Origin of the sequence: Kitasatospora sp. NBC_01266 (assembly GCF_036242395.1) — a bacterium.
Taxonomy (GTDB): Bacteria; Actinomycetota; Actinomycetes; order Streptomycetales; family Streptomycetaceae; genus Kitasatospora.
Map to the genome: position 1 here is coordinate 867,861 of NZ_CP108458.1, position 19,416 is coordinate 887,276.

Annotated in this window: 13 protein-coding genes and 3 pseudogenes; 13 read left to right on the forward strand and 3 right to left on the reverse strand. The window is 71.7% G+C overall.

Going from position 1 to position 19,416, the window contains the following annotated elements:
• Window positions 1-7: 7 nt before the first annotated feature.
• Window positions 8-1,327, reverse strand: coding sequence for a pyridoxal-phosphate dependent enzyme (locus tag OG403_RS03910; protein WP_329561436.1), 1,320 nt, complete (start codon window positions 1,325-1,327; stop codon window positions 8-10).
• Window positions 1,324-2,787 carry a Y4yA family PLP-dependent enzyme gene (locus tag OG403_RS03915; RefSeq protein WP_329561438.1) on the reverse strand — a complete coding sequence of 488 codons (1,464 nt, stop codon included), beginning with the start codon at window positions 2,785-2,787 and terminating at the stop codon, window positions 1,324-1,326. Before OG403_RS03915 ends, OG403_RS03910 begins: the two co-directional genes overlap by 4 nt.
• A gap of 445 nt (window positions 2,788-3,232) precedes the next feature.
• On the opposite strand from OG403_RS03915, the gene kdpF (OG403_RS03920) reads away from it, so the two are divergent.
• The 11 genes and pseudogenes from kdpF (OG403_RS03920) (at window position 3,233) to kdpA (OG403_RS03965) (ending at window position 15,214) form a co-directional block, all read left to right on the forward strand.
• Window positions 3,233-3,322: a K(+)-transporting ATPase subunit F gene (gene kdpF / locus OG403_RS03920; protein ID WP_329561440.1), complete on the forward strand. Its 90-nt coding sequence runs from the start codon at window positions 3,233-3,235 to the stop codon at window positions 3,320-3,322.
• Window positions 3,323-3,331: 9 nt separating this feature from the next.
• On the forward strand, window positions 3,332-4,993 hold the full coding sequence (kdpA, locus tag OG403_RS03925; RefSeq protein WP_329561441.1) for a potassium-transporting ATPase subunit KdpA: 1,662 nt from the start codon (window positions 3,332-3,334) through the stop codon (window positions 4,991-4,993).
• Window positions 4,993-7,101 (forward strand): potassium-transporting ATPase subunit KdpB, encoded by a 2,109-nt coding sequence (gene kdpB / locus OG403_RS03930; RefSeq protein WP_329561442.1) that lies wholly within the window; start codon window positions 4,993-4,995, stop codon window positions 7,099-7,101. The genes kdpA (OG403_RS03925) and kdpB (OG403_RS03930) overlap by 1 nt, the downstream gene beginning before the upstream one ends.
• Before the next feature lie 15 nt (window positions 7,102-7,116).
• Window positions 7,117-7,746: a potassium-transporting ATPase subunit KdpC gene (kdpC, locus tag OG403_RS03935; protein WP_329561443.1), complete on the forward strand. Its 630-nt coding sequence runs from the start codon at window positions 7,117-7,119 to the stop codon at window positions 7,744-7,746.
• Window positions 7,747-7,776: 30 nt separating this feature from the next.
• Window positions 7,777-8,907: pseudogene (locus OG403_RS03940) on the forward strand (universal stress protein); the annotation flags it as partial.
• 956 nt (window positions 8,908-9,863) lie between these two features.
• Window positions 9,864-10,262 carry an SAV_915 family protein gene (locus OG403_RS03945; RefSeq protein WP_329561445.1) on the forward strand — a complete coding sequence of 133 codons (399 nt, stop codon included), beginning with the start codon at window positions 9,864-9,866 and terminating at the stop codon, window positions 10,260-10,262.
• Window positions 10,263-10,383: 121 nt separating this feature from the next.
• The gene (gene kdpF, locus OG403_RS03950; protein ID WP_329561446.1) at window positions 10,384-10,473 is read left to right on the forward strand and encodes a K(+)-transporting ATPase subunit F; all 90 of its coding nucleotides are present in this window, start codon (window positions 10,384-10,386) and stop codon (window positions 10,471-10,473) included.
• Window positions 10,473-12,623 carry a potassium-transporting ATPase subunit KdpB gene (gene kdpB / locus OG403_RS03955; protein WP_329561447.1) on the forward strand — a complete coding sequence of 717 codons (2,151 nt, stop codon included), beginning with the start codon at window positions 10,473-10,475 and terminating at the stop codon, window positions 12,621-12,623. Before kdpF (OG403_RS03950) ends, kdpB (OG403_RS03955) begins: the two co-directional genes overlap by 1 nt.
• A gap of 8 nt (window positions 12,624-12,631) precedes the next feature.
• Window positions 12,632-12,970 (forward strand): annotated as a pseudogene (locus tag OG403_RS36640) (potassium-transporting ATPase subunit C); the annotation flags it as partial.
• Window positions 12,971-13,303: 333 nt separating this feature from the next.
• Window positions 13,304-13,558 (forward strand): annotated as a pseudogene (locus OG403_RS36645) (potassium-transporting ATPase subunit C); the annotation flags it as partial.
• A gap of 15 nt (window positions 13,559-13,573) precedes the next feature.
• Window positions 13,574-15,214, forward strand: coding sequence for a potassium-transporting ATPase subunit KdpA (gene kdpA / locus OG403_RS03965; RefSeq protein ID WP_329561450.1), 1,641 nt, complete (start codon window positions 13,574-13,576; stop codon window positions 15,212-15,214).
• Between the two features lie 60 nt (window positions 15,215-15,274).
• Here kdpA (OG403_RS03965) and OG403_RS03970 read toward each other — a convergent pair whose 3' ends face one another.
• The gene (locus OG403_RS03970; RefSeq protein ID WP_329561451.1) at window positions 15,275-16,150 is read right to left on the reverse strand and encodes a YhjD/YihY/BrkB family envelope integrity protein; all 876 of its coding nucleotides are present in this window, start codon (window positions 16,148-16,150) and stop codon (window positions 15,275-15,277) included.
• A gap of 269 nt (window positions 16,151-16,419) precedes the next feature.
• Between OG403_RS03970 and htpG the strand changes: the two genes are divergently transcribed.
• Both htpG and OG403_RS03980 read left to right on the forward strand, forming a co-directional pair.
• Window positions 16,420-18,366: a molecular chaperone HtpG gene (gene htpG, locus OG403_RS03975; RefSeq protein ID WP_329561453.1), complete on the forward strand. Its 1,947-nt coding sequence runs from the start codon at window positions 16,420-16,422 to the stop codon at window positions 18,364-18,366.
• Between the two features lie 177 nt (window positions 18,367-18,543).
• On the forward strand, window positions 18,544-19,416 hold the full coding sequence (locus OG403_RS03980) for a polysaccharide lyase (RefSeq protein ID WP_329561454.1): 873 nt from the start codon (window positions 18,544-18,546) through the stop codon (window positions 19,414-19,416).

A 19,416-nucleotide genomic window follows, 5' to 3' on the forward strand; every position in this document is an offset into this window, starting at 1 on the left:
CCGCGCCTCAGTCCCGCACCAGCGGCGCGCCGGCGTCGCGCCAGCCGATGATGCCGCCGGCCAGGCTGCGCACGTCGGGGTGGCCCATCCGGGTCAGCAGGGCCGCGTACCGCACCGACTTCTCCCCGACCGGGCAGGCCAGCAGCACCGGCCGCTTCTTGCCGAACGGCAGCCCGCCGTGCAGCAGTTCCTCGAACAGCTCGTCCACGATGTTGATCGAGTCCTCGATGTGCAGCGCCGCGTAGGCGAACGGGCCGCGCAGGTCGACCACCAGCGGGTGGTCCTCGGCGATCCACTTCCGGGCCGCCTCCACGTCGAGGGAGCTGACCGCGGCCAGCTCGTCCTCGGTCAGGGTGGCCGGCGAGTTGCGCCGCGGCGGCTGGTTCAGCAGCTCCGGCCGGCGCTTGCGGATGTAGCTCAGGTAGCTCTCGACCCGGTCGCAGACGATGAACACCGCCGTTCTGCGCTCGGTCAACTCCTCGTCCACCGCGCGCAGATGGCGCACGGCGCCGTGGTACGCGCCGCCGCCGGTGGGGCCGGCCAGCAGGCCGCAGCGGCGCACCAGGGTCAGCAGGCCGTCGATGGCCTGGTCGGAGGTCACCGTCTGGATGCTGTCGTAGGTGGCGGGGTCGAACAGGCCGACCTCGTGGACCTCGTCGATGGTGCGGATGCCCGGGATGAAGTCCGACTTGTCGGCGACCAGCCCCACCACCTCGATCGCGGGGTTCTCGGCCCGCAGCGCCCGCGCCACCCCGGTGGAGGAACCGGCCGTGCCGACGCAGGCGATGAAGTAGTCGGGGGCCCGGCCGTCCAGGTCGCGCAGGATCTCCGGGCCGGTGCCGGTCAGGTGCGCCTCGGTGTTGAGCGGGCTGAAGTACTGGTCGGTGTGCAGATAGCCGGTCGGCGCCTCGGAGAGCATCCGGTGGATCCTGGTCAGCGGGTCGTCGACGTCGCCGGGGTCCAGGCACTCGCTCTGGCCCGGCAGTTCCTCGATCTGCGCGCCGAGCAGCAGGAGCAGTTCCTTGATCTCCGGGACCTTCATCCGGTTCGTCACGCTCTTGAACGCCAGCCCGTGCATCCCGGCGATCACGGCCAGGGCCTTCGCGGTGTTGCCGCTCGACAGCTCCACGATCGCGTCGCCACGCTCGACGGCGGTGGCCAGCCCCGGGCGGGTCATGCTCCACGCGGCCCGGTCCTTGACCGATCCGAACGGGTTGAGCATCTCCAGCTTGGCGTACAGGTCGATGTTCCGCAGACCGTGCACGGCCGGGTCGATCCGCACCAGCGGGGTGTCGCCGATCACGTCGGTGATGCTGTCATACCTCACTGCGCTTCTCCCGAACATGAGTTGGGCCAGTACTCGCGGTCCAGCCGCCAGCGCCAGGAGCCGTCCTGCTGGTACACCGCGACCTTGCGGGCCGTCGGCTGGTACAGGGCGTGGTGGGCCCTGAAGTCCATGGCGTAGCCGGCGGTGTTGGCGAAGGCCAGCAGGTCCCCCGGGGCGGGCAGGGCGGGTAGCTGGACCAGCCGCCGGGTGATCAGGTCGGCCTCCAGGCAGAGGTTGCCGGTCAGGTACACCCCGACCGGCTCGCCCCGCGCCGGGCCGGCGCCGGCGCGCGGCAGCAGGACCGGATCCAGCAGCACCCCGTGCTCCTCCAGGCTGACGTCGCCCGCGTTCAGCTCCAGCCGCACCAGCCGTTCTCCACCGGGGAGTTGCCGCACCTCCAGCACCTTGGCCAGGGTGACGCCGCACTGGTCGACCAGCGCTCGGCCCGGCTCGACGTGCAGGTCGTAGAGGTTCTCCAGGAGCAGCGTGGCCAGCGGGCGGCCCAGCGTCGGCGCCGGGGTGCGGAGCAGCTCGTCCAGGTAGTCCGCCGCGGCGACGGGGCGGTGCGCGGGATAGAGGCCCAGCGCTCCGCGCAGGGTGCCCGCCTCGGCGCGCAGCCCGTAGCCGTGCCCCTGCCAGGTGATCGCGGGCCGCCGGCCGAGCACCGCACCGCCCAGTTCGCTCGTCCACTGCTCCCACTGCGCGGCGTGGGCCAGGTAGTTGACGCCGAAGCCGCCGCCGATGTCGATGGCGCGCGGGCTCAGTCCGCGACGCCGGCACTCGTCCATGACCAGCAGGCAGGCGTCCAGCGCCACCGCCTTCTCGGCCACCCCGACGGTGTCGAGGTGGTAGCCGACGCCGATCAGGTCGAGGGCGTCGCGGTGCTTCTCGACCGCGTCGAGCAGGCCGTCCACCTGCTCGGCCGAGCTGCCGAACCGGCTCGGCCGGCTGAGCACCGTCACCCCGGGCGCCGCGAAGCCCGACAGCCGCAGCATCACCCGCACCCGGGGCAGCCCGTAGCCGCCGACCAGCGCGGCCAGTTCCAGCAGCTCGGCCCGCGAGTCGACGTTGAGGATCACGCCGGTGCGCGCGGCCAGCCAGCGGAACTCCGGGTTCTTCGGCCCGGTGGCCATGATCCGCTCCGGGACGCAGCCCGCGCCCAGTGCGTGCTGCAGCTCGCCCAGTGAGGAGACGTCGATGCCCGCCTCGGTCACCGTGAGCCGGCGCACCAGGGCGCTGGAGCGGTTCGCCTTGTGCGCGAAGAAGATCCCGCCTTGCAGGTGGTGGCGCCGGTAGACCTCGCGGAACCGCGTCACGTTCTCGGCGATCTGCTCCGGCAGCACCAGGTTGAGCGGGGAGCCGAGGGCGTCCACCAGCGTCCGTGCGAAGTCGGCGTCCGCCAGCAGCGAGCGCAGCCGGGGCTCCAGCCGGGGCTCCAGGTACAGCGGCGATGAGCGCATGACGACGTGACTCCCCCGTGAGAACTCGCTGCGTGCGGTGCGTCGTTCGGTGCGTCGTGCAGTACGTCGTGCGGTGCGTCCGCGAGGTGGGCCCAGAGCGGCGCCCCCTGATCACAACGATAACTGTTTTCATGATCAGGTGACAGGGCCTTCGTTTGCCCCGCCGAAATACTCCCGTCATACACCTGACCGACAGTCACCCGGTCGGAGCAGTGGCGGCCCACCCAGCCTGCCCCGCCCCGCCCCGGTCGGCCCAGGAGAACTACGGGCCGTCAGCTCCACGCCCCGATACTCGGAAGAGCAGCTCAGGCAGCTTCCGCGACCCGCCGCCGGCAGGTCACCGACACGCCGGTTGGAGCCCTTTCATGGCGGACCTGGCCTTCATCGTCGTCACGCTCGCCGTGTTCGGCGTGCTCGCACTGATCGGCAAGGGGGTGAGCCGGCTGTGACGGCGGACAACATCGTCGGACTGATCGTCGCGGCGGCCCTGGTCGGCTACCTGCTGCTGGCGCTCATCCACCCGGAGCGGTTCTGAGGTGGCCCGGTGACCCCCACACTCGCCGGCCTGCTGCAGGCGCTGGCGCTGGTCGCCGCCCTCGCGCTCTCCTACCGCCCGCTCGGTGACTACCTCGCCCACCTGCTCACCAGCCCCCGGCACCTGCGGGTCGAGCGCGTCGGCTACCGCCTGATGGGCGTGCAACCCGAGCACGACCAGCCGTGGCTCGGCTACCTGCGCAGCGTGCTGGCCTTCTCCGCGGTCTCGGTGCTCTTCCTCTACGCCTTCCAGCGGCTGCAGAGCCACCTCTGGCTCTCGCTGGGCTTCCCCGCCGTGCCGGCGCCCACCGCCTTCAACACGGCGGCCTCCTTCGTGACCAACACCAACTGGCAGTCGTACTCGGGCGAGACGACCATGGGCAACCTGGTCCAGATGGCCGGCCTGGCGGTGCAGAACTTCGTCTCGGCCGCCGTCGGCGTGGCGGTGGCCGCCGCGCTGGTCCGCGGCTTCGCCCGCCACCGCACCGACCGGGTCGGCAACTTCTGGGTGGACCTGACCCGGGTCGTCCTGCGGGTGCTGCTGCCGGTCTCGGTGGTCTTCGCGATCGTCTTCGTGGCGAGCGGCATGGTGGAGAACCTGCACGCCGCGCACCTGATCACCGGGCTGGCCGGGCAGAGCCAGTCGATCCCCGGCGGGCCGGTGGCCTCGCAGGAGGTGATCAAGGAGCTGGGCACCAACGGAGGCGGCTTCTACAACGCCAACTCCGCCCATCCGTTCGAGAACCCCACCGCGTTCACCAACTGGCTGGAGATCTACCTGCTGCTGGTGATCGCCTTCGCGCTGCCGCGCACCTTCGGCAGGATGGTCGGCGACAACCGCCAGGGCTACGCGATCGTCGCGGTGATGGCCCTGTACTGGGTGGTCTCGGTCACCCTGATGACCATCGCCGAGTGGCGCCACGAGGGCAGCGCGCTGCAGGCGGCCGGCGCGGCGATGGAGGGCAAGGAGGTCCGGTTCGGCATCGCCGGCTCCACCCTGTTCGCCGCCTCGACCACCCTGACCTCCACCGGCGCGGTGAACTCCGCGCACGACTCGTACACCGCGCTCGGCGGCGGGCTGACCATGTTCGACATCATGCTGGGCGAGATCGCCCCCGGCGGCACCGGCTCGGGCCTGTACGGGATGCTGGTGCTGGCCGTGATCACCGTCTTCGTCGGCGGGCTGATGGTCGGGCGCACCCCGGAGTACCTGGGCAAGAAGCTCGGCGGCCGGGAGATGAAGTTCGCCTCGCTCTACATCCTCACCACCCCGGCCATCGTGCTGATCGGCACCGGCACGGCGATGACCTTCAAGGCCGAACGGTCCGCCGCGCTGAACAGCGGGCCGCACGGCTTCTCCGAGATCCTCTACGCCTTCACCTCGGCGGCCAACAACAACGGCTCCGCCTTCGCCGGCCTGACTGCCACCAGCACCTGGTGGAACACCGCGCTGGGCCTGGTGATGCTCTTCGGTCGACTGCTGCCGATGGTCTTCGTGCTCGCCCTGGCCGGGTCGCTGGCCGGCCAGCAACCGGTCCCGGCGAGCGCCGGCACGCTGCCCACGCACCGCCCGCTCTTCGTCGGCATGCTCTCCGGCGTGGTGCTGATCGTGGTCGGTCTCACCTACTTCCCGGCGCTGGCGCTGGGTCCGCTCGCGGAGGGGCTCAAGTGATGTCGGTGGACGGCGGGACCGAGGCGCAGGAGCGCGCGGAGCACCGGGTCTCGGGAGGGCTGCTCGATCCGAAGCAGCTGCTGGACTCGCTGCCGAACGCGGTGCGCAAGCTCGACCCCCGGGTGATGCTCCGGCACCCGGTGATGTTCGTGGTCGAGGTCGGCTCGCTGCTGACCACCATCTCGGCGATCCGGCACCCCAGCGTCTTCGCCTGGGTGATCGCCGTCTGGCTCTGGCTGACCGTGGTCTTCGCCAACCTGGCCGAGGCGGTGGCCGAGGGCCGGGGGAAGGCGCAGGCCGACACGCTGCGCAAGACCCGCACCGAGACGGTCGCCCGCCGGCTGACCGACTGGCGGCCGGGCGCGACGGCGGCGGCCGAGGCCGAGGTCCCGGCCGCGCAGCTGCGGCTGGGTGACCACGTGGTCGTCGAGGCCGGGCAGACCATCCCCGGCGACGGCGACGTGGTCGAGGGGGTGGCCAGCGTGGACGAGTCGGCGATCACCGGGGAGTCGGCGCCGGTGATCCGCGAGTCGGGCGGCGACCGCTCGGCGGTCACCGGTGGCACCAAGGTGCTCTCCGACCGGATCGTCGTGCGGATCACCTCGGAGCCCGGCAAGACCTTCATCGACCGGATGATCGCGCTGGTCGAGGGCGCCGCCCGGCAGAAGACGCCGAACGAGATCGCCCTGGACATCCTGCTCGCCTCGCTGACCATCGTCTTCCTGCTGGCCGTGGTCACCCTGCAGCCGATGGCCGCCTACGCCGGCGCCGAGCAGACCACGGTGGTGCTGGTGGCGCTGCTGGTCGCGCTGATCCCCACCACGATCGGCGCGCTGCTCTCCGCGATCGGCATCGCCGGCATGGACCGGCTGGTGCAGCGCAACGTGCTGGCGCTCTCCGGGCGGGCCGTGGAGGCGGCCGGCGACGTCTCCACCCTGCTGCTGGACAAGACCGGCACGATCACTTTCGGCAACCGGCAGGCCGCCGAGTTCATCCCGGTCGGCGCGGCGGAGCTGGCCGAACTGGCCGACGCCGCCCAGCTGTCCAGCCTGGCCGACGAGACGCCCGAGGGCCGCTCGATCGTGGTCCTGGCCAAGGAGAAGTACGGTCTGCGGGCCCGCACCCAGGGCGAGCTGGCGCACGCCGCCTGGGTGCCGTTCACCGCGCAGACCCGGATGAGCGGTGTGGACCTGACCGAGGACGGCGAGCAGCACCGGATCCGCAAGGGCGCGGCGGCCTCGGTCGGCGCCTTCGTGGCGCGGCACGGCGGCACGGTCGGCCCCGAGGTCGACGCCACGGTGCAGCGGATCTCCTCGGCCGGCGGCACCCCGCTGGTGGTGGCGGTCCACCCCGGCGACGCACCGGCCCGGGTGCTGGGCGTGATCAACCTCAAGGACGTGGTCAAGCACGGCATCAAGGACCGCTTCGAGGACCTGCGCCGGATGGGCATCAAGACCGTCATGATCACCGGCGACAACCCGCTGACCGCCGCCGCGATCGCGGAGGAGGCCGGGGTGGACGACTTCCTGGCCGAGGCCACCCCCGAGGACAAGATGGCGCTGATCCGCCAGGAGCAGCACGGCGGCAAGCTGGTCGCGATGACCGGGGACGGCACCAACGACGCCCCCGCGCTCGCCCAGGCGGACGTCGGGGTGGCGATGAACACCGGCACCTCGGCCGCCAAGGAGGCCGGCAACATGGTCGACCTCGACTCCAACCCCACCAAACTGATCGAGATCGTCGAGATCGGCAAGCAACTGCTGATCACCCGCGGCGCGTTGACCACCTTCTCGATCGCCAACGACGTCGCGAAGTACTTCGCGATCATCCCGGCGATGTTCGCCAGCGTCTACCCGGGCCTGAGCACGCTCAACGTGATGCACCTGCACAGCCCGACCTCGGCGATCACCTCGGCGATCGTCTTCAACGCGCTGATCATCATCGCGCTGATCCCGCTGGCGCTGCGCGGCGTGCGCTACCGCCCGTCCTCGGCCTCGGCACTGCTGCGCCGCAACCTGGGCCTGTACGGGGTCGGCGGGCTGATCCTGCCGTTCGTCGGCATCAAACTGATCGACCTGGTGGTGCAGTTCATCCCCGGACTGCGTTGAGCGAAGGAGATCCTCGTGGCGAAGCCGCTGGCGGCCCTGACCAGGCTGCACCTGACCGGCCTGCGCGTGCTGCTGGTCTTCACCGTGCTCTGCGGGATCGCCTATCCGCTGGTCATCGTGGGCCTCTCGCAGGCCCTGCTGCCCGGGCAGGCCAACGGCTCGCTGGTGCGCCAGGGCGGACAGGTGGTCGGTTCGGGGCTGATCGGCCAGAACTTCGACCTGCCCGCGGCCAACCCGAGCGCGGCACCGCGACCGGACCCCCGGTGGTTCCAACCGCGCCCCTCGGCGGCCGGCAGCACCGGCTACGACCCGACCGCCTCCGGCGCCTCCAACCTCGGCCCGAACAACGCCACGCTGCTCGCGTCCGTCCAGCAGCGCCGGGCGGCCGTCGCCGCCTTCGACGGGGTGGCCCCGGCCCAGGTGCCGCCGGACGCGGTGACCGCCAGTGGCTCGGGCCTCGACCCGGCGATCTCCCCGACCTACGCTTATCAGCAGGTCAACCGGGTCGCCCGGGCCCGCGCCCTGGACCCGGCACAGGTCCGCCGGCTGGTCGCCGACCACGTCGAGGGCCGGGTGCTCGGCTTCCTCGGCGAGCAGCGGGTGGACGTCGTCACGCTCAACCTGGCGCTCGCCCGGCTCGGCTGACCACGCCGCACCCGCGCGAGGAGGAGAGCGGTGGCCGAGCAGCAGCAGGTCCCGGCGCCCACCGACCACACCGTCCGCACCGGACGGGGCCGGTTCAAGGTCTACCTGGGAGCGGCGCCCGGGGTCGGCAAGACCTTCCGGATGCTGGAGGAGGGCCACCGGCGCGCGGCCCGGGGCGCCGATGTGGTGGTGGGCCTGGTGGAGTGCCACGGCCGGCTGCGCACCGAGGAGATGCTGCACCCCCTGGAGGAGCTGCCGCGCGTCGAACGCGCCTACCGCGGCGGCCGGTTCACCGAGTTCGACGTGGACGCGGCGCTCGCCCGGCGGCCCGCGGTCGTACTGGTGGACGAACTCGCCCACACCAACGTCCCCGGCGGGCGGCACGACAAGCGCTGGCAGGACATCGAGGAGTTGCTGGCGGCCGGCATCGAGGTGATCACCACGGTCAACATCCAGCACCTGGAGTCGCTGAACGACGTGGTGCGGAAGATCACCGGCGTGCCGCAGCGCGAGACGGTGCCGGACGAGGTGGTGCGGCGGGCCGACCAGATCGAGCTGGTCGACATGCCACCGGAGGGGCTGCGCCGCCGGATGGCGCACGGCAACGTGTACGCCCCCGAACGGGTGGACGCGGCGCTGGCCAACTACTTCCGGGTCGGCAACCTCACCGCGCTGCGCGAGATCGCGCTGCTCTGGCTCGCCGGACGGGTGGACGAGGCGCTGCGCCGCTACCGGGTCGACCACGGGATCGAGGACACCTGGGAGACCCACGAGCGGGTGGTGGTCGCGCTGACCGGCGGCCCCGAGGGCGACACCCTGATCCGCCGGGCCGCCCGGATCGCCGCGCGCGGGGGCGGCGGCGACCTGATCGCGGTGCACGTCACCCCGGGTGACGGGCTCGCCGAGGCGGCGACCGGGATCCTGGCCGCCCAGCAGCGGTTGGTGGAGAGCCTGGGCGGCAGCTACCACCAGACGGTGGGCGCGGACATCCCCGACGCGCTGCTGGCCTTCGCCCGCGACCACGAGGCGACCCAGCTGGTGCTCGGCACCAGTCGGCGCAGCCGGCTGCTGCGGCGGTTCACCGGGCCCGGCATCGGCGAGAGCACCACCGAGCTGTCCGGCGACATCGACGTGCACCTGGTCACCCACGAGCACTCCGGCCACCACATCCGGCACCACCGGGCGCCGGATGGCGAGCCCGAACAACCCGGGCAGCACGAACGGCACGAATGGCACGAACGGCACGGGCAGCACGAACGGCACGGACAGCACCGCGGGCCGGCGGTCGCCGACGAGGCGGACGAGCCACCGCAGTTGATCGAACGCCTGCTGCGCACGGAGCCGACCGAGCAGGCGGTGGCCGAACCGGTGGACCCGCCGGGCGGCCCGGCGGGCGAGCTGCGCCGGGCGCTCGCTGCCGCGGTCCGGGCGATTGACGAACTGGCCGTTCCCGGAGCCGAGTTGACCGACCGCCAGCGAGCCGAGCTGGCTGCCGCGCGGACCTCGCTGGAGGAGCTCGGGACCGTCGCGGACAGGTTCCCGGCACCCTGACCGGCCGGTGCCCCAACAGCGGCGGACCACCGTGCAGGGCCCGGCCGCCATGCCAGGCCCTGCACTGGTCCCCTCCGCACGAGGTCGCGGCCGACGCCACGCGCCCCACCACCTCGCCGCCGCGGTCGATCAGCAGTATCGCCACGGGCGGACGGGCACCGGCCGTCCTCCCCCACGGAGTGGAGCGGTGCCCTCGACCAGCGACGTTATGGCGCGCCGAGGCCGCGATCCCGCTCTCCTGACGCGATCTTCGCGGCGCCGCGGCGCTTCCTGACGACTTCTTGGCGCCCCTCGCGGCGATCTCCCGGCGCCGCGCGACTCGTCGCTCACGGGCATTTCAGCAGGCCACGGCGGGACCCGGCAGCCGAGGGTGCCGCCCGCACCGGGGCCGGCCGCCGCTACGGCATCAACACCGTGTCAGGAGAACGGGCTTCGGGATCAAGGAGCCGTCAGGACCGCTGCGTGCCCCCAGGTGGCCGGGCATAGCGTCACTACTGCGCCCCGGCGGCCCAGCTGCCCGGACAACAGCGCGGCACTCGTCCGCTCCACCCGCATGGAGGTATCCCATGAACCAGCGTCAGGACGCCGAGCCCAACGAACCCGTCCCGACCGGACAGCTGCTGGTCCCCGTCCGGTCGGGTCCGCTGGGCCACACGCCCCGCTTCTTCCGCAGCCCGCTCGGTGCCCGCACCGCGGTCGCCTTCAGCACCGAGCAGCGCCTCACCGAGGTGCTCGGCGCCGACCAGCCCTGGATCACCCTGGCCGAGCCCGCGCTGCGCGCGCTGGCCGAGCCGCTGGGGATCACCGCGCTCACCGTCGACCCGCGGGTGGCCGCCCCCGGGCCGTCGCCGCTGCCGACCCGACTGCCGGCCCCGTCGCCGCTGCCGGCCCCGCTGCCGGTGCCGACCCCGCTGCCCCTGGCCCGCGCCCCGCGCCCGCCGCGCAGCCTCGGCCGCGCCGCCTGACGGCGCACCCCCAAGACCCCTCCGGGCGGTCGCCGGCTCCTCCCCGGGCGACCGCCCGGAGGAGCGCTGTTTCCACCCGTCCCGTGCCCTTGTGGTTCCACCCTGCTCAATCGAGGCCCCCATGAGCGTCGAGAACGCCGTCGGCCTGGTGATCGCGGCAGCCCTGATCGGCTACCTGATCCTGGCCCTGAAGCACCCGGAGAAGTTCTGATGTCCGCCGCAGCTCCGGCCAGGCCGGACACCGACTCCGTGATCCCGCCCCCGCCCACCGGCCCGCGCCGGGTGGGGGCCGGCGTGCTCGACCCCAAACAGCTCTGGCGCGCCCTGCCCGAGGCGCTGCGCAAGCTCAACCCGGTGACCCTGGTGCGGAATCCGGTGATGTTCGTCACCGAGGTCGGCGCCGCGCTCACCACCGTGCTGGCCGCCCGTCACCCCTCGCTCTTCGGTCTGCTGATCACCGGGTGGCTCTGGCTGACCGTGGTCTTCGCCAACCTCGCCGAGGCGGTGGCGGAGAGCCGGGGCAAGGCCCAGGCCGACACACTGCGCCGCACCCGGCAGCAGACCACCGCCCGCCGGCTGACCGGCTGGCCCGGCAGCACCGCCGAGGAGTCGGTGGCCGCCGGTCAACTCCGGCGCGGCGACCACGTGGTGGTCGAGGCCGGGGAGTTGATCCCGGGCGACGGCGACGTGGTCGAGGGCGTGGCGAGCATCGACGAGTCCGCGATCACCGGTGAGTCCGCCCCGGTGATCCGCGAGTCCGGCGGCGACCGCAGCGCGGTGACCGGCGGCACCCGGGTGCTCTCCGACCAGGTGATGGTCCGGATCACCCAGGAGCCGGGCGACAGCTTCCTGGACCGGATGATCTCCCTGGTCGAGGGCGCCAACCGGCAGAAGACGCCGAACGAGCTGGCCCTCAACCTGCTGCTGACCATGCTGACCTTCGTCTTCCTGCTGGCAGTCGTCACGCTGCAGCCGATGGCGGTCTTCTCCAAGCACTACAACGTGGCCGCCCACAACACCGCCGTGCTGAACGGCGACGGCGTCACCGGGATCGTGCTGGTCTCGCTGCTGGTCTGCCTGATCCCCACCACGATCGGCGCGCTGCTCTCCGCGATCGGTATCGCGGGCATGGACCGGATGGTGCAGCGCAACGTGCTGGCGATGTCCGGCCGGGCCGTGGAGGCGGCCGGCGACGTCAACACCCTGCTGCTGGACAAGACCGGCACCATCACCTTCGGCAACCGGCAGGCCTCGGCGTTCCTGCCGGTGGGCGAGGTCGCGCAACGGCGCCTGGCCGAGGCCGCGCTGCTCTCCAGCCTGGCGGACGAGACGCCCGAGGGCCGCTCGATCGTCTCCTTCGCCTACAACCACTACGAGTTGACGGAGCGTCAGGAGGAGGATGCGGCCTTCGTACCGTTCAGCGCCACCACCCGGATGTCCGGGGTGGACCTCCCTGACGGCAACTGCCTGCGCAAGGGCGCGGCAACCGCCGTGGCCGACTGGGTGCGCGAGCGCGGCGGCGAGGTGCCGCCCGCGCTGGGCGCCGCCGTGGACCAGGTCTCGGCGGCCGGCGGCACCCCGCTGGCGGTGGCCGAGCACGACGACTCCGGCGCACCGGCCCGGGTGCTGGGCGTGATCCACCTCAAGGACGTGGTCAAGCCCGGCCTCAAGGAGCGGTTCGACGAGCTGCGCCGGATGGGGATCCGGACCGTGATGATCACCGGCGACAACCCGGTGACCGCCAAGGCGATCGCCGCCGAGGCCGGTGTGGACGACTTCCTGGCCGAGGCCACCCCCGAGGACAAGCTCGCGCTGATCAAGAAGGAGCAGGCGGGCGGCCACCTGATCGCGATGACCGGGGACGGCACCAACGACGCGCCGGCCCTCGCCCAGGCGGACGTCGGAGTGGCGATGAACACCGGCACGTCGGCCGCCAAGGAGGCCGGCAACATGGTCGACCTCGACTCCGACCCGACGAAGATCATCGAGATCGTCGAGATCGGCAAGCAACTGCTGATCACCCGAGGGGCGTTGACCGCCTTCTCGATCGCCAACGACATCGCCAAGTACTTCGCGATCCTGCCCGCCATGTTCGGCGCGGTCTACCCGAGCCTGCACACGCTGGACATCATGCACCTGCACTCGCCGATGTCCGCGATCCTGTCCGCCGTCATCTTCAACGCGGTGGTGATCGTGGCGCTGATCCCGCTCGCGCTGCGCGGCGTGCGCTACCGCCCCGCCAGCGCCTCGGCGCTGCTCACCCGCAACCTGTGGGTGTACGGGCTGGGCGGCGTGCTGGTGCCGTTCGTCGCGATCAAGTTGATCGACCTGTGCTTCGTTCAGTTCATCCCGGGGATCTGAGGCTGACCATGACTCGACTGCCCGTGTGGCTCTCACAACACCTGGCCGCGCTCAGGGTCGTGCTGGTGCTCACCCTGACCACCGGCCTGCTCTACCCGCTCGGCATGACGGCGCTCGCGCACATCCCGGGCCTGGCCGCCCCCGCCCAGGGTTCCGAACTCAAGGGCGCCGACGGCTCGATGGTCGGCAGCAGGCTGATCGGCCAGGCCTTCACCGACGGCAAGGGCAACGCGCTGCCGCAGTACTTCCAGTCCCGCCCCTCGGACGCCGGAAGCGATGGGGGCACCTCCCAGCCGGAGGCTGGGGGAGGGTACGACCCGACCGCCTCGGGTGCGAGCAACCTCGGCCCCGAGAACGTCGTGGACACCCTGGAGACGGGCAACGACCCGAAGACCTTCAAATCGAGCCTGCTCACCCAGGTCTGCTCGCGCAGCGCGGCCGTCGGCGCCCTGGAACACGTGGACGGCTCCCGCCCGTACTGCACCCCGGACGGGGTGGGCGCCGTGCTCGGCGTCTACTACACCGGCGGGACCAGCGGGACGGTCAGCAAGGTGGTCAGCCTCAACCAGGCCTGCCCGGCCAAGCCGTTCCTGGCCGAGTACCAGGGCGTACCGGTCGGCTGCGCCACTCCCGGCGAGGACTACAGCGGCGCGGTGACCGTGCCGATCCGCGGCGACGCGCCCGCGCACCCCGTGGTGCCGGCCGACGCGGTCACCGCCAGCGGCAGCGGACTGGACCCGCAGATCAGCCCGGCCTACGCCGCGCTGCAGGTCCCCCGGATCGCCGGCCGGCGCCACACCAGCGAGCAGAACATCCGCACGCTGGTCGCCAAGTACACCACCGGACGAGCGCTCGGCATCCTCGGTGCGCCGGGCGTCGACGTGCTCGAACTCAACCTGGCCCTCGACCGCAGCTACCCGAACCAGGGGGCCTGACCCGTGATCGCCCTGATGCAAGCCTTCCTCGTGATCGCCGTGGTGGTGGGACTGCACATCCCGCTCGGCGACTACCTGGCCCGCCAGCTCGACGGTGGCCGCCACCTCAAGATCGAACGGGTCCTCTACCGGGTCTGCGGCGTCGACCCGGACCGCGAACAGGACTGGAAGCACTACCTGCTGGCCCTGCTCGCCTTCACCGTGATGAGCATCGCTGCCCTCTTCGCGCTGCTCGTCGGCCAGGGCCACCTGCCCTGGTCGCGCGGGATCGGCGGGATGCCCTGGCGCACCGCGCTGCACACCGCGGTCAGCTTCACCACCAACACCAGCTGGCAGAACTACGTGCCGGAGACCGGCACCGGGCACTTCGCGGTGATGGCGGGCCTGGGGGTGCAGGCCTTCGCCTCGGCGGCGGTCGGCATCTGCGCGGCGCTCGCGCTGATCCGCGGCCTGGTCCGGCACGGCACCGAGGAGTTGGGCAACTTCTGGGTCGACCTGATCCGCACCATCGGGCGGGTGCTGGTGCCGCTCGCGGTGGTGGCCGGCCTGCTGCTGATCGGGCTCGGCGTCGAGCAGAACCTGGGCGGCAACCACACCATCACCACCCTGACGGGTGCTCAGAAGACGCTGATCGGCGGCCCGGTGGGCTCCTGGGAGCCGGTCAAGCTCTTCTCCGGTGACGGCGGCGGCTTCTTCAACGCCAGCAGCGCACACCCGTTCGAGAACCCGAACGCGGTCAGCAACCTGATCGAGATCGTGCTGATGCTGCTGGTCCCGACCGCGTTCATCCGCACCTTCGGGCGGATGGTCGGCAGCCTGAAGCAGTCCTGGACGCTGCTCGCGGTGGTCGGCATCCTCTTCGGCCTGCTGCTGCTGGCGGCCTCGCTGGCCCAGCACTCGACCCACAGCCCGGTCGCGGCGGCGGTCGGCGGCCAGTACGAGGGCACCGAGACCCGCTTCGGGGTCCCCGGCAGCACGCTCTTCGGCGTCTCGGCCACCGCGAGCGCCGACGGCGCGGGTGGCGCGTCCTACGACAGCTTCTCCAGCCTGGGCGGCGGGGTGCTGCTGGCGGCCATGATGCTCGGCGAGATCGCCCCCGGCGGCACCGGCAGCGGCCTGTACGGCCTGCTGATCGCCGTGCTGATCGCGGTCTTCATCGGCGGCCTGATGGTCGGCCGCACGCCCGAGTACCTGCGCAAGCGGATCGGGCTCGGCGAGATGCGCTACGTGGTGATGTACGCGCTGGTGGCACCGACCGTGATCCTGGTCTGCTCGGCCGTCTCGGTGGGCCTGGGCCAGGACGGCGCGGCCGACATGGGCAACGCGGGGCCGCACGGCCTGACCGAGCTGATCTACGCCTACACCAGCAACACCCAGAGCAACGGCAGCGCGATGTCCGGCTTCAACGGCGCGACCGACTTCCACAACGGTCTGATGGTGGTCGCCATGCTGCTCGGCCGCTACGTCCCGATCGCCTTCATCCTGGCGCTGGCCGGCAGACTGGCCAAGCAGCGCCCCGGCGTGGTGACGGCCGGCACGCTGCGCGCTTCCGGGGTCAACTTCATCACCCTGGCCACCGGCGCGGCGCTGATCCTGGCGCTGCTCAACTTCCTGCCGGCGCTGGCCCTCGGGCCGCTGGCGGAGGGGCTGATGTAGCGCCGCCCCGACGCCGATCAGGAGTTGACGCATCATCAGTTCAGCGGTGCGGGCCGCGGCTCAACCGCGGCCCGCACCACCCGGATCACCGCGCCCGCGGTGCGGCGAGATCTGCTCACGGGTGGAGTGCCAGCGCGAGCGCATCTGCTCGACCACGGTGTCCCACTGGCGGCGGATCTCGTCGTCGGGCGGCCGCTGCCCCCGGCGGATGTGGCCCAGTTCGTCGCTCACCTCCCGCCCAAGGGCTGCCGAGCCGACGATCACGAGCATCACGGCGAAGAGCGCCGAGATCATCGCGAAGACCGCGCCCACCACGCCGTAGCGGGTGGCGTAGGAGCTGAAGAGGTGCGGAAGGTAGACGCTCGCGCCCACCGCGTAGAACCCGATGAGGACCGCGGCGACCACACCGAACGGCAGCAGCTCCCGCCAGGCGATCCGCCGCGCGGAGAGCACCCGGCCGCTCCAGGCCAGGAACACCAGCGACACCGGCACCTCGGCGACGGCGGCGGCCACCCCGAGCCGTCCCCAGCCCAGGGCGGCCTGGAGCCAGCCGGTGACCGTCAGGTAGCCGGCGAGTCCGAGCACCCAGAGCAGGCCGTTCGTCGTGTTGCGTACGCTCAGCGGCTTGAGCTGCCAGGTCTGCTCGAACAGCCGCTGGGACGCCCGGGTGAAGCTCAGCACCGAGATCACCAGGAAGAGCGTGCCGACCACGCTCAGGCTGGTGCCCGCCTCCGACCCGAACAGCTGCCGGACCGCCTGGGCACCGCCGCCGGTGAGGCCGTAGCGGTTGATGATCCGGCCCGCCAGGTCCTGGTGCCCGAGTTGGGCCAGCACGGCGCTGCCGAGGATCGCGAGCGGGACCAGCGCGGTCAGCGCGCTGGAAGCCAGGGCCATCGAGCGGTCGAAGCCCACGATGGTCTGGAAGCGGCTGACCACGCGCAGCGCGAAGGCCGGGCGCAGCCAGAAGGTCAGCGTTCTGGTGAGGCGCTCGCGCGTGATGTGAGCCGTCCCGGCCTCCTCGACTCCTGTGGCTCCGGGCCGGCTCCCGCAGCTTGGTGGCGGGGCGAGCCTAACGTGACGGCCCCTCAGCGGACCGCTACGACGCGGAGTGCGCCCCCGCGGGAGGCCTGATACCGACCGGTTGATCTACAGTGCACAGGTCAGTTTTCCGTCACCCCGGTGACTTGAGGAGGGAATCGCAAGCCATGGCGGCTGAGACGTTTGAGTTCCAGGTGGAAGCTCGTCAACTCCTGCAGATGATGATCCACTCGATCTACTCGAACAAGGACGTGTTCCTGCGCGAGCTGGTCTCCAATGCCTCCGACGCGCTGGACAAGCTGCGCCTGGAGGCCCTGCGCGACGACGCCCTGGGCGCGGACGTGTCCGACCTGCACATCGCGATCGAGGCCGACCAGGAGACCCGCACGCTGACGGTGCGCGACAACGGCATCGGCATGTCGTACGACGAAGTGGTCAAGCTCATCGGGACGATCGCCAACTCCGGCACCGCGTCGTTCCTGCGGGAGCTGAAGGAGGCCAAGGAGGCGGGCGCCGCCGAGGGCCTGATCGGGCAGTTCGGCGTCGGCTTCTACTCCTCCTTCATGGTGGCCGACGAGGTCGAACTGCTGACCCGGCGGGCCGGCGAGAGCGAGGGCACCCGGTGGACCTCCACCGGCGAGGGCACCTACACGATCGAGACGGTGGCCGAGGCGCCGCAGGGCACCACGGTGACGCTGCGCCTCAAGCCCGTGGACACCGAGGACGGGCTGCACGACTACACCGCGTCCTGGAAGATCCGCGAGATCGTCAAGCGGTACTCGGACTTCATCACCTGGCCGGTCCGGATGGTCCCCGAGGCCGCCGCGCAGCCGCAGGGCGCGGGCGACGGCGAGGGTGAAGGCGAGGGTGGCGCCGACGCCCCGCGCGAGCCGGAGACGCTCAACTCGATGAAGGCGCTGTGGGCGCGCTCGCGCGACGAGGTGTCCGACAGCGAGTACCACGAGCTCTACAAGCACATCAGCCACGACTGGCAGGACCCGCTGGAGACCATCCGGCTGCAGGCGGAGGGCACCTTCGAGTACCAGGCCCTGCTCTTCATCCCCTCGCACGCGCCGCACGACCTGTTCACCCAGGGCCACCAGCGCGGCGTGCAGCTCTATGTGAAGCGCGTCTTCATCATGGACGACTGCGAGGCGCTGCTGCCGAGCTACCTGCGGTTCGTCAAGGGCGTGGTGGACGCCCAGGACCTCTCGCTCAACGTGTCGCGCGAGATCCTGCAGCAGGACCGCCAGATCCAGATGATGTACCGCCGGCTGTCGAAGAAGGTGCTCTCCTCGGTCAAGGACATGATGGCCGGCGCCCCCGAGCGCTACGCCACGTTCTGGCGGGAGTTCGGCCGGGTACTCAAGGAGGGCCTGCTCGGCGACTTCGAGAACCGCGACGCCATCCTCAACGTCTGCTCGTTCGCCTCGACGCACCACCAGGACGAGCCGACCACCCTGAAGCAGTACGTCGAGCGGATGAAGGACGGGCAGGAGCACATCTTCTACCTGACCGGCGAGTCCCGGCAGGCCGTCGAGAACTCCCCGCACATGGAGGCGTTCCGGGCCAAGGGCATCGAGGTGCTGCTGCTGACCGACCCGGTCGACGAGGTGTGGGTGGAGGCGGTCCCCGCCTTCGACGGCAAGCAGCTGCGCTCGGTCGCCAAGGGCGAGGTCGACCTCGACACCGAGGAGGAGAAGCAGCAGGCCGCCGACGAGCGCGAGCAGCGCCAGCAGGAGTACGCGGCGCTGCTCGGCTGGCTGACCGAGCACCTGGGCGAGAACGTCAAGGAGGTGCGGCTCTCCTCGCGCCTGACCGTCTCGCCGGCCTGCATCGTCTCGGACACCCACGACGTGACCCCGGCGCTGGAGAGCATGTACCGCGCGATGGGCCAGGAGGTTCCCCGGGTCAAGCGGATCCTGGAACTGAACCCGGGCCACGCGCTGGTCAGCGGCCTCAACAAGGCGCACGGCGAGCGCGGCGGCGCGGCCGACCTCGCCGAGACCGGTGAACTCCTCTACGGCATGGCGCTGCTGGCCGAAGGCGGCGAGCTGGGCGACCCGGCGCGATTCGTCAAGCTGGTGGCGGACCGTCTGGAGCGCACGCTCTAGTCGACCGGCCTCGGGGCCGACAACCCGCCACGCGCCGTGGCGGGTTGTCGGCCCCGACGCGTCTCCGGCGGGCGCCGCGCCTCTTGACAGCTTGTCGGGTCAGCGTCACGCTCCCTGGGATGGTTAGGAAAAGTTCCTAACTTGACTCCCAACGTGGCCCTGGAAGGAGTCGACCTGATGACCCGCCAACTCCACCGCCGTCCAGCCTCACTGACCCTGGCAGCAGCCCTCGCCCTCGCCCTCACCGCGACCTGCACCGCCGCCGCGAGCGCCGCCCCCAGCACCACGGCGCCCGCCTGGACCGGCCAGTTCACCGGCTATCCAGGCAGCGGCTGGCAACACGCCTGGGGCGTGGCCCGCACCGGCGCCTGGGGCGCCGCCGACCTCGCCGAGGCCGGCGACCCGACGGCACCCGGCGGCGGCTCGGCGCTGCGCGTCACCTACGGCAAGGGCTCCTCCGCCAACAGCTGCTCCGACTGCCCCACCCCCGGCGGCGGGCAGTTCTACACCGACCTGACCGCGATGGGCCTCGCCCCGCTGAAGAACTCCACCACCCTGGACCTCAAGTACCACCTCAAGTTCCCCGCCGGCACCGACTGGGGCAAGGCCGGCAAGCTGCCCGGACTCTACGGCGGCACGATCGGCCAGGAGTCCGGCGGCAACCACGGCAACGGCTGGTCCACCCGCTACATGTGGCGCGGCGCGAACGGCGTCCCGGACAACGGCGAGGTCTACCTCTACACCCCGACCGACTCCGGCCCCACCGGCTACGGCGTGGACGAGGGGCTGGGCCGCTGGCAGTGGCCCGCCGACGGCGCCTGGCACACCGCGGAGCAGCTGGTGAACCGCGCCACCGGCGACGTGACGGTCTGGTTCGACGGCCGCCAGGTCTACCTCGGCAAGGGCATCGCCTCCGGGATCAAGGGCATCCCGTTCTCCGGCATCCTCTTCTCCACCTTCTACGGCGGCCACGACACCAGTTGGGGGCCGCGCTCCACCCAGCACGCGTCCTTCGCCGACTTCTCCCTGGCGACCGGCGTCCAGCACTGA

What these genes read in the sequence shown, in the direction of transcription:
- OG403_RS03945 (WP_329561445.1), top strand. Translation starts at nt 9,864, where the DNA reads ATGAACCAGCGTCAGGACGCCGAGCCCAACGAACCCGTCCCGACCGGA.
- OG403_RS03980 (WP_329561454.1), top strand. Translation starts at nt 18,544, where the DNA reads ATGACCCGCCAACTCCACCGCCGTCCAGCCTCACTGACCCTGGCAGCA.
- OG403_RS03915 (WP_329561438.1), bottom strand. Translation starts at nt 2,787, where the DNA reads ATGCGCTCATCGCCGCTGTACCTGGAGCCCCGGCTGGAGCCCCGGCTG.
- kdpF (WP_329561446.1), top strand. Translation starts at nt 10,384, where the DNA reads ATGAGCGTCGAGAACGCCGTCGGCCTGGTGATCGCGGCAGCCCTGATC.
- kdpA (WP_329561450.1), top strand. Translation starts at nt 13,574, where the DNA reads ATGCAAGCCTTCCTCGTGATCGCCGTGGTGGTGGGACTGCACATCCCG.
- kdpB (WP_329561442.1), top strand. Translation starts at nt 4,993, where the DNA reads ATGTCGGTGGACGGCGGGACCGAGGCGCAGGAGCGCGCGGAGCACCGG.
- kdpB (WP_329561447.1), top strand. Translation starts at nt 10,473, where the DNA reads ATGTCCGCCGCAGCTCCGGCCAGGCCGGACACCGACTCCGTGATCCCG.
- htpG (WP_329561453.1), top strand. Translation starts at nt 16,420, where the DNA reads ATGGCGGCTGAGACGTTTGAGTTCCAGGTGGAAGCTCGTCAACTCCTG.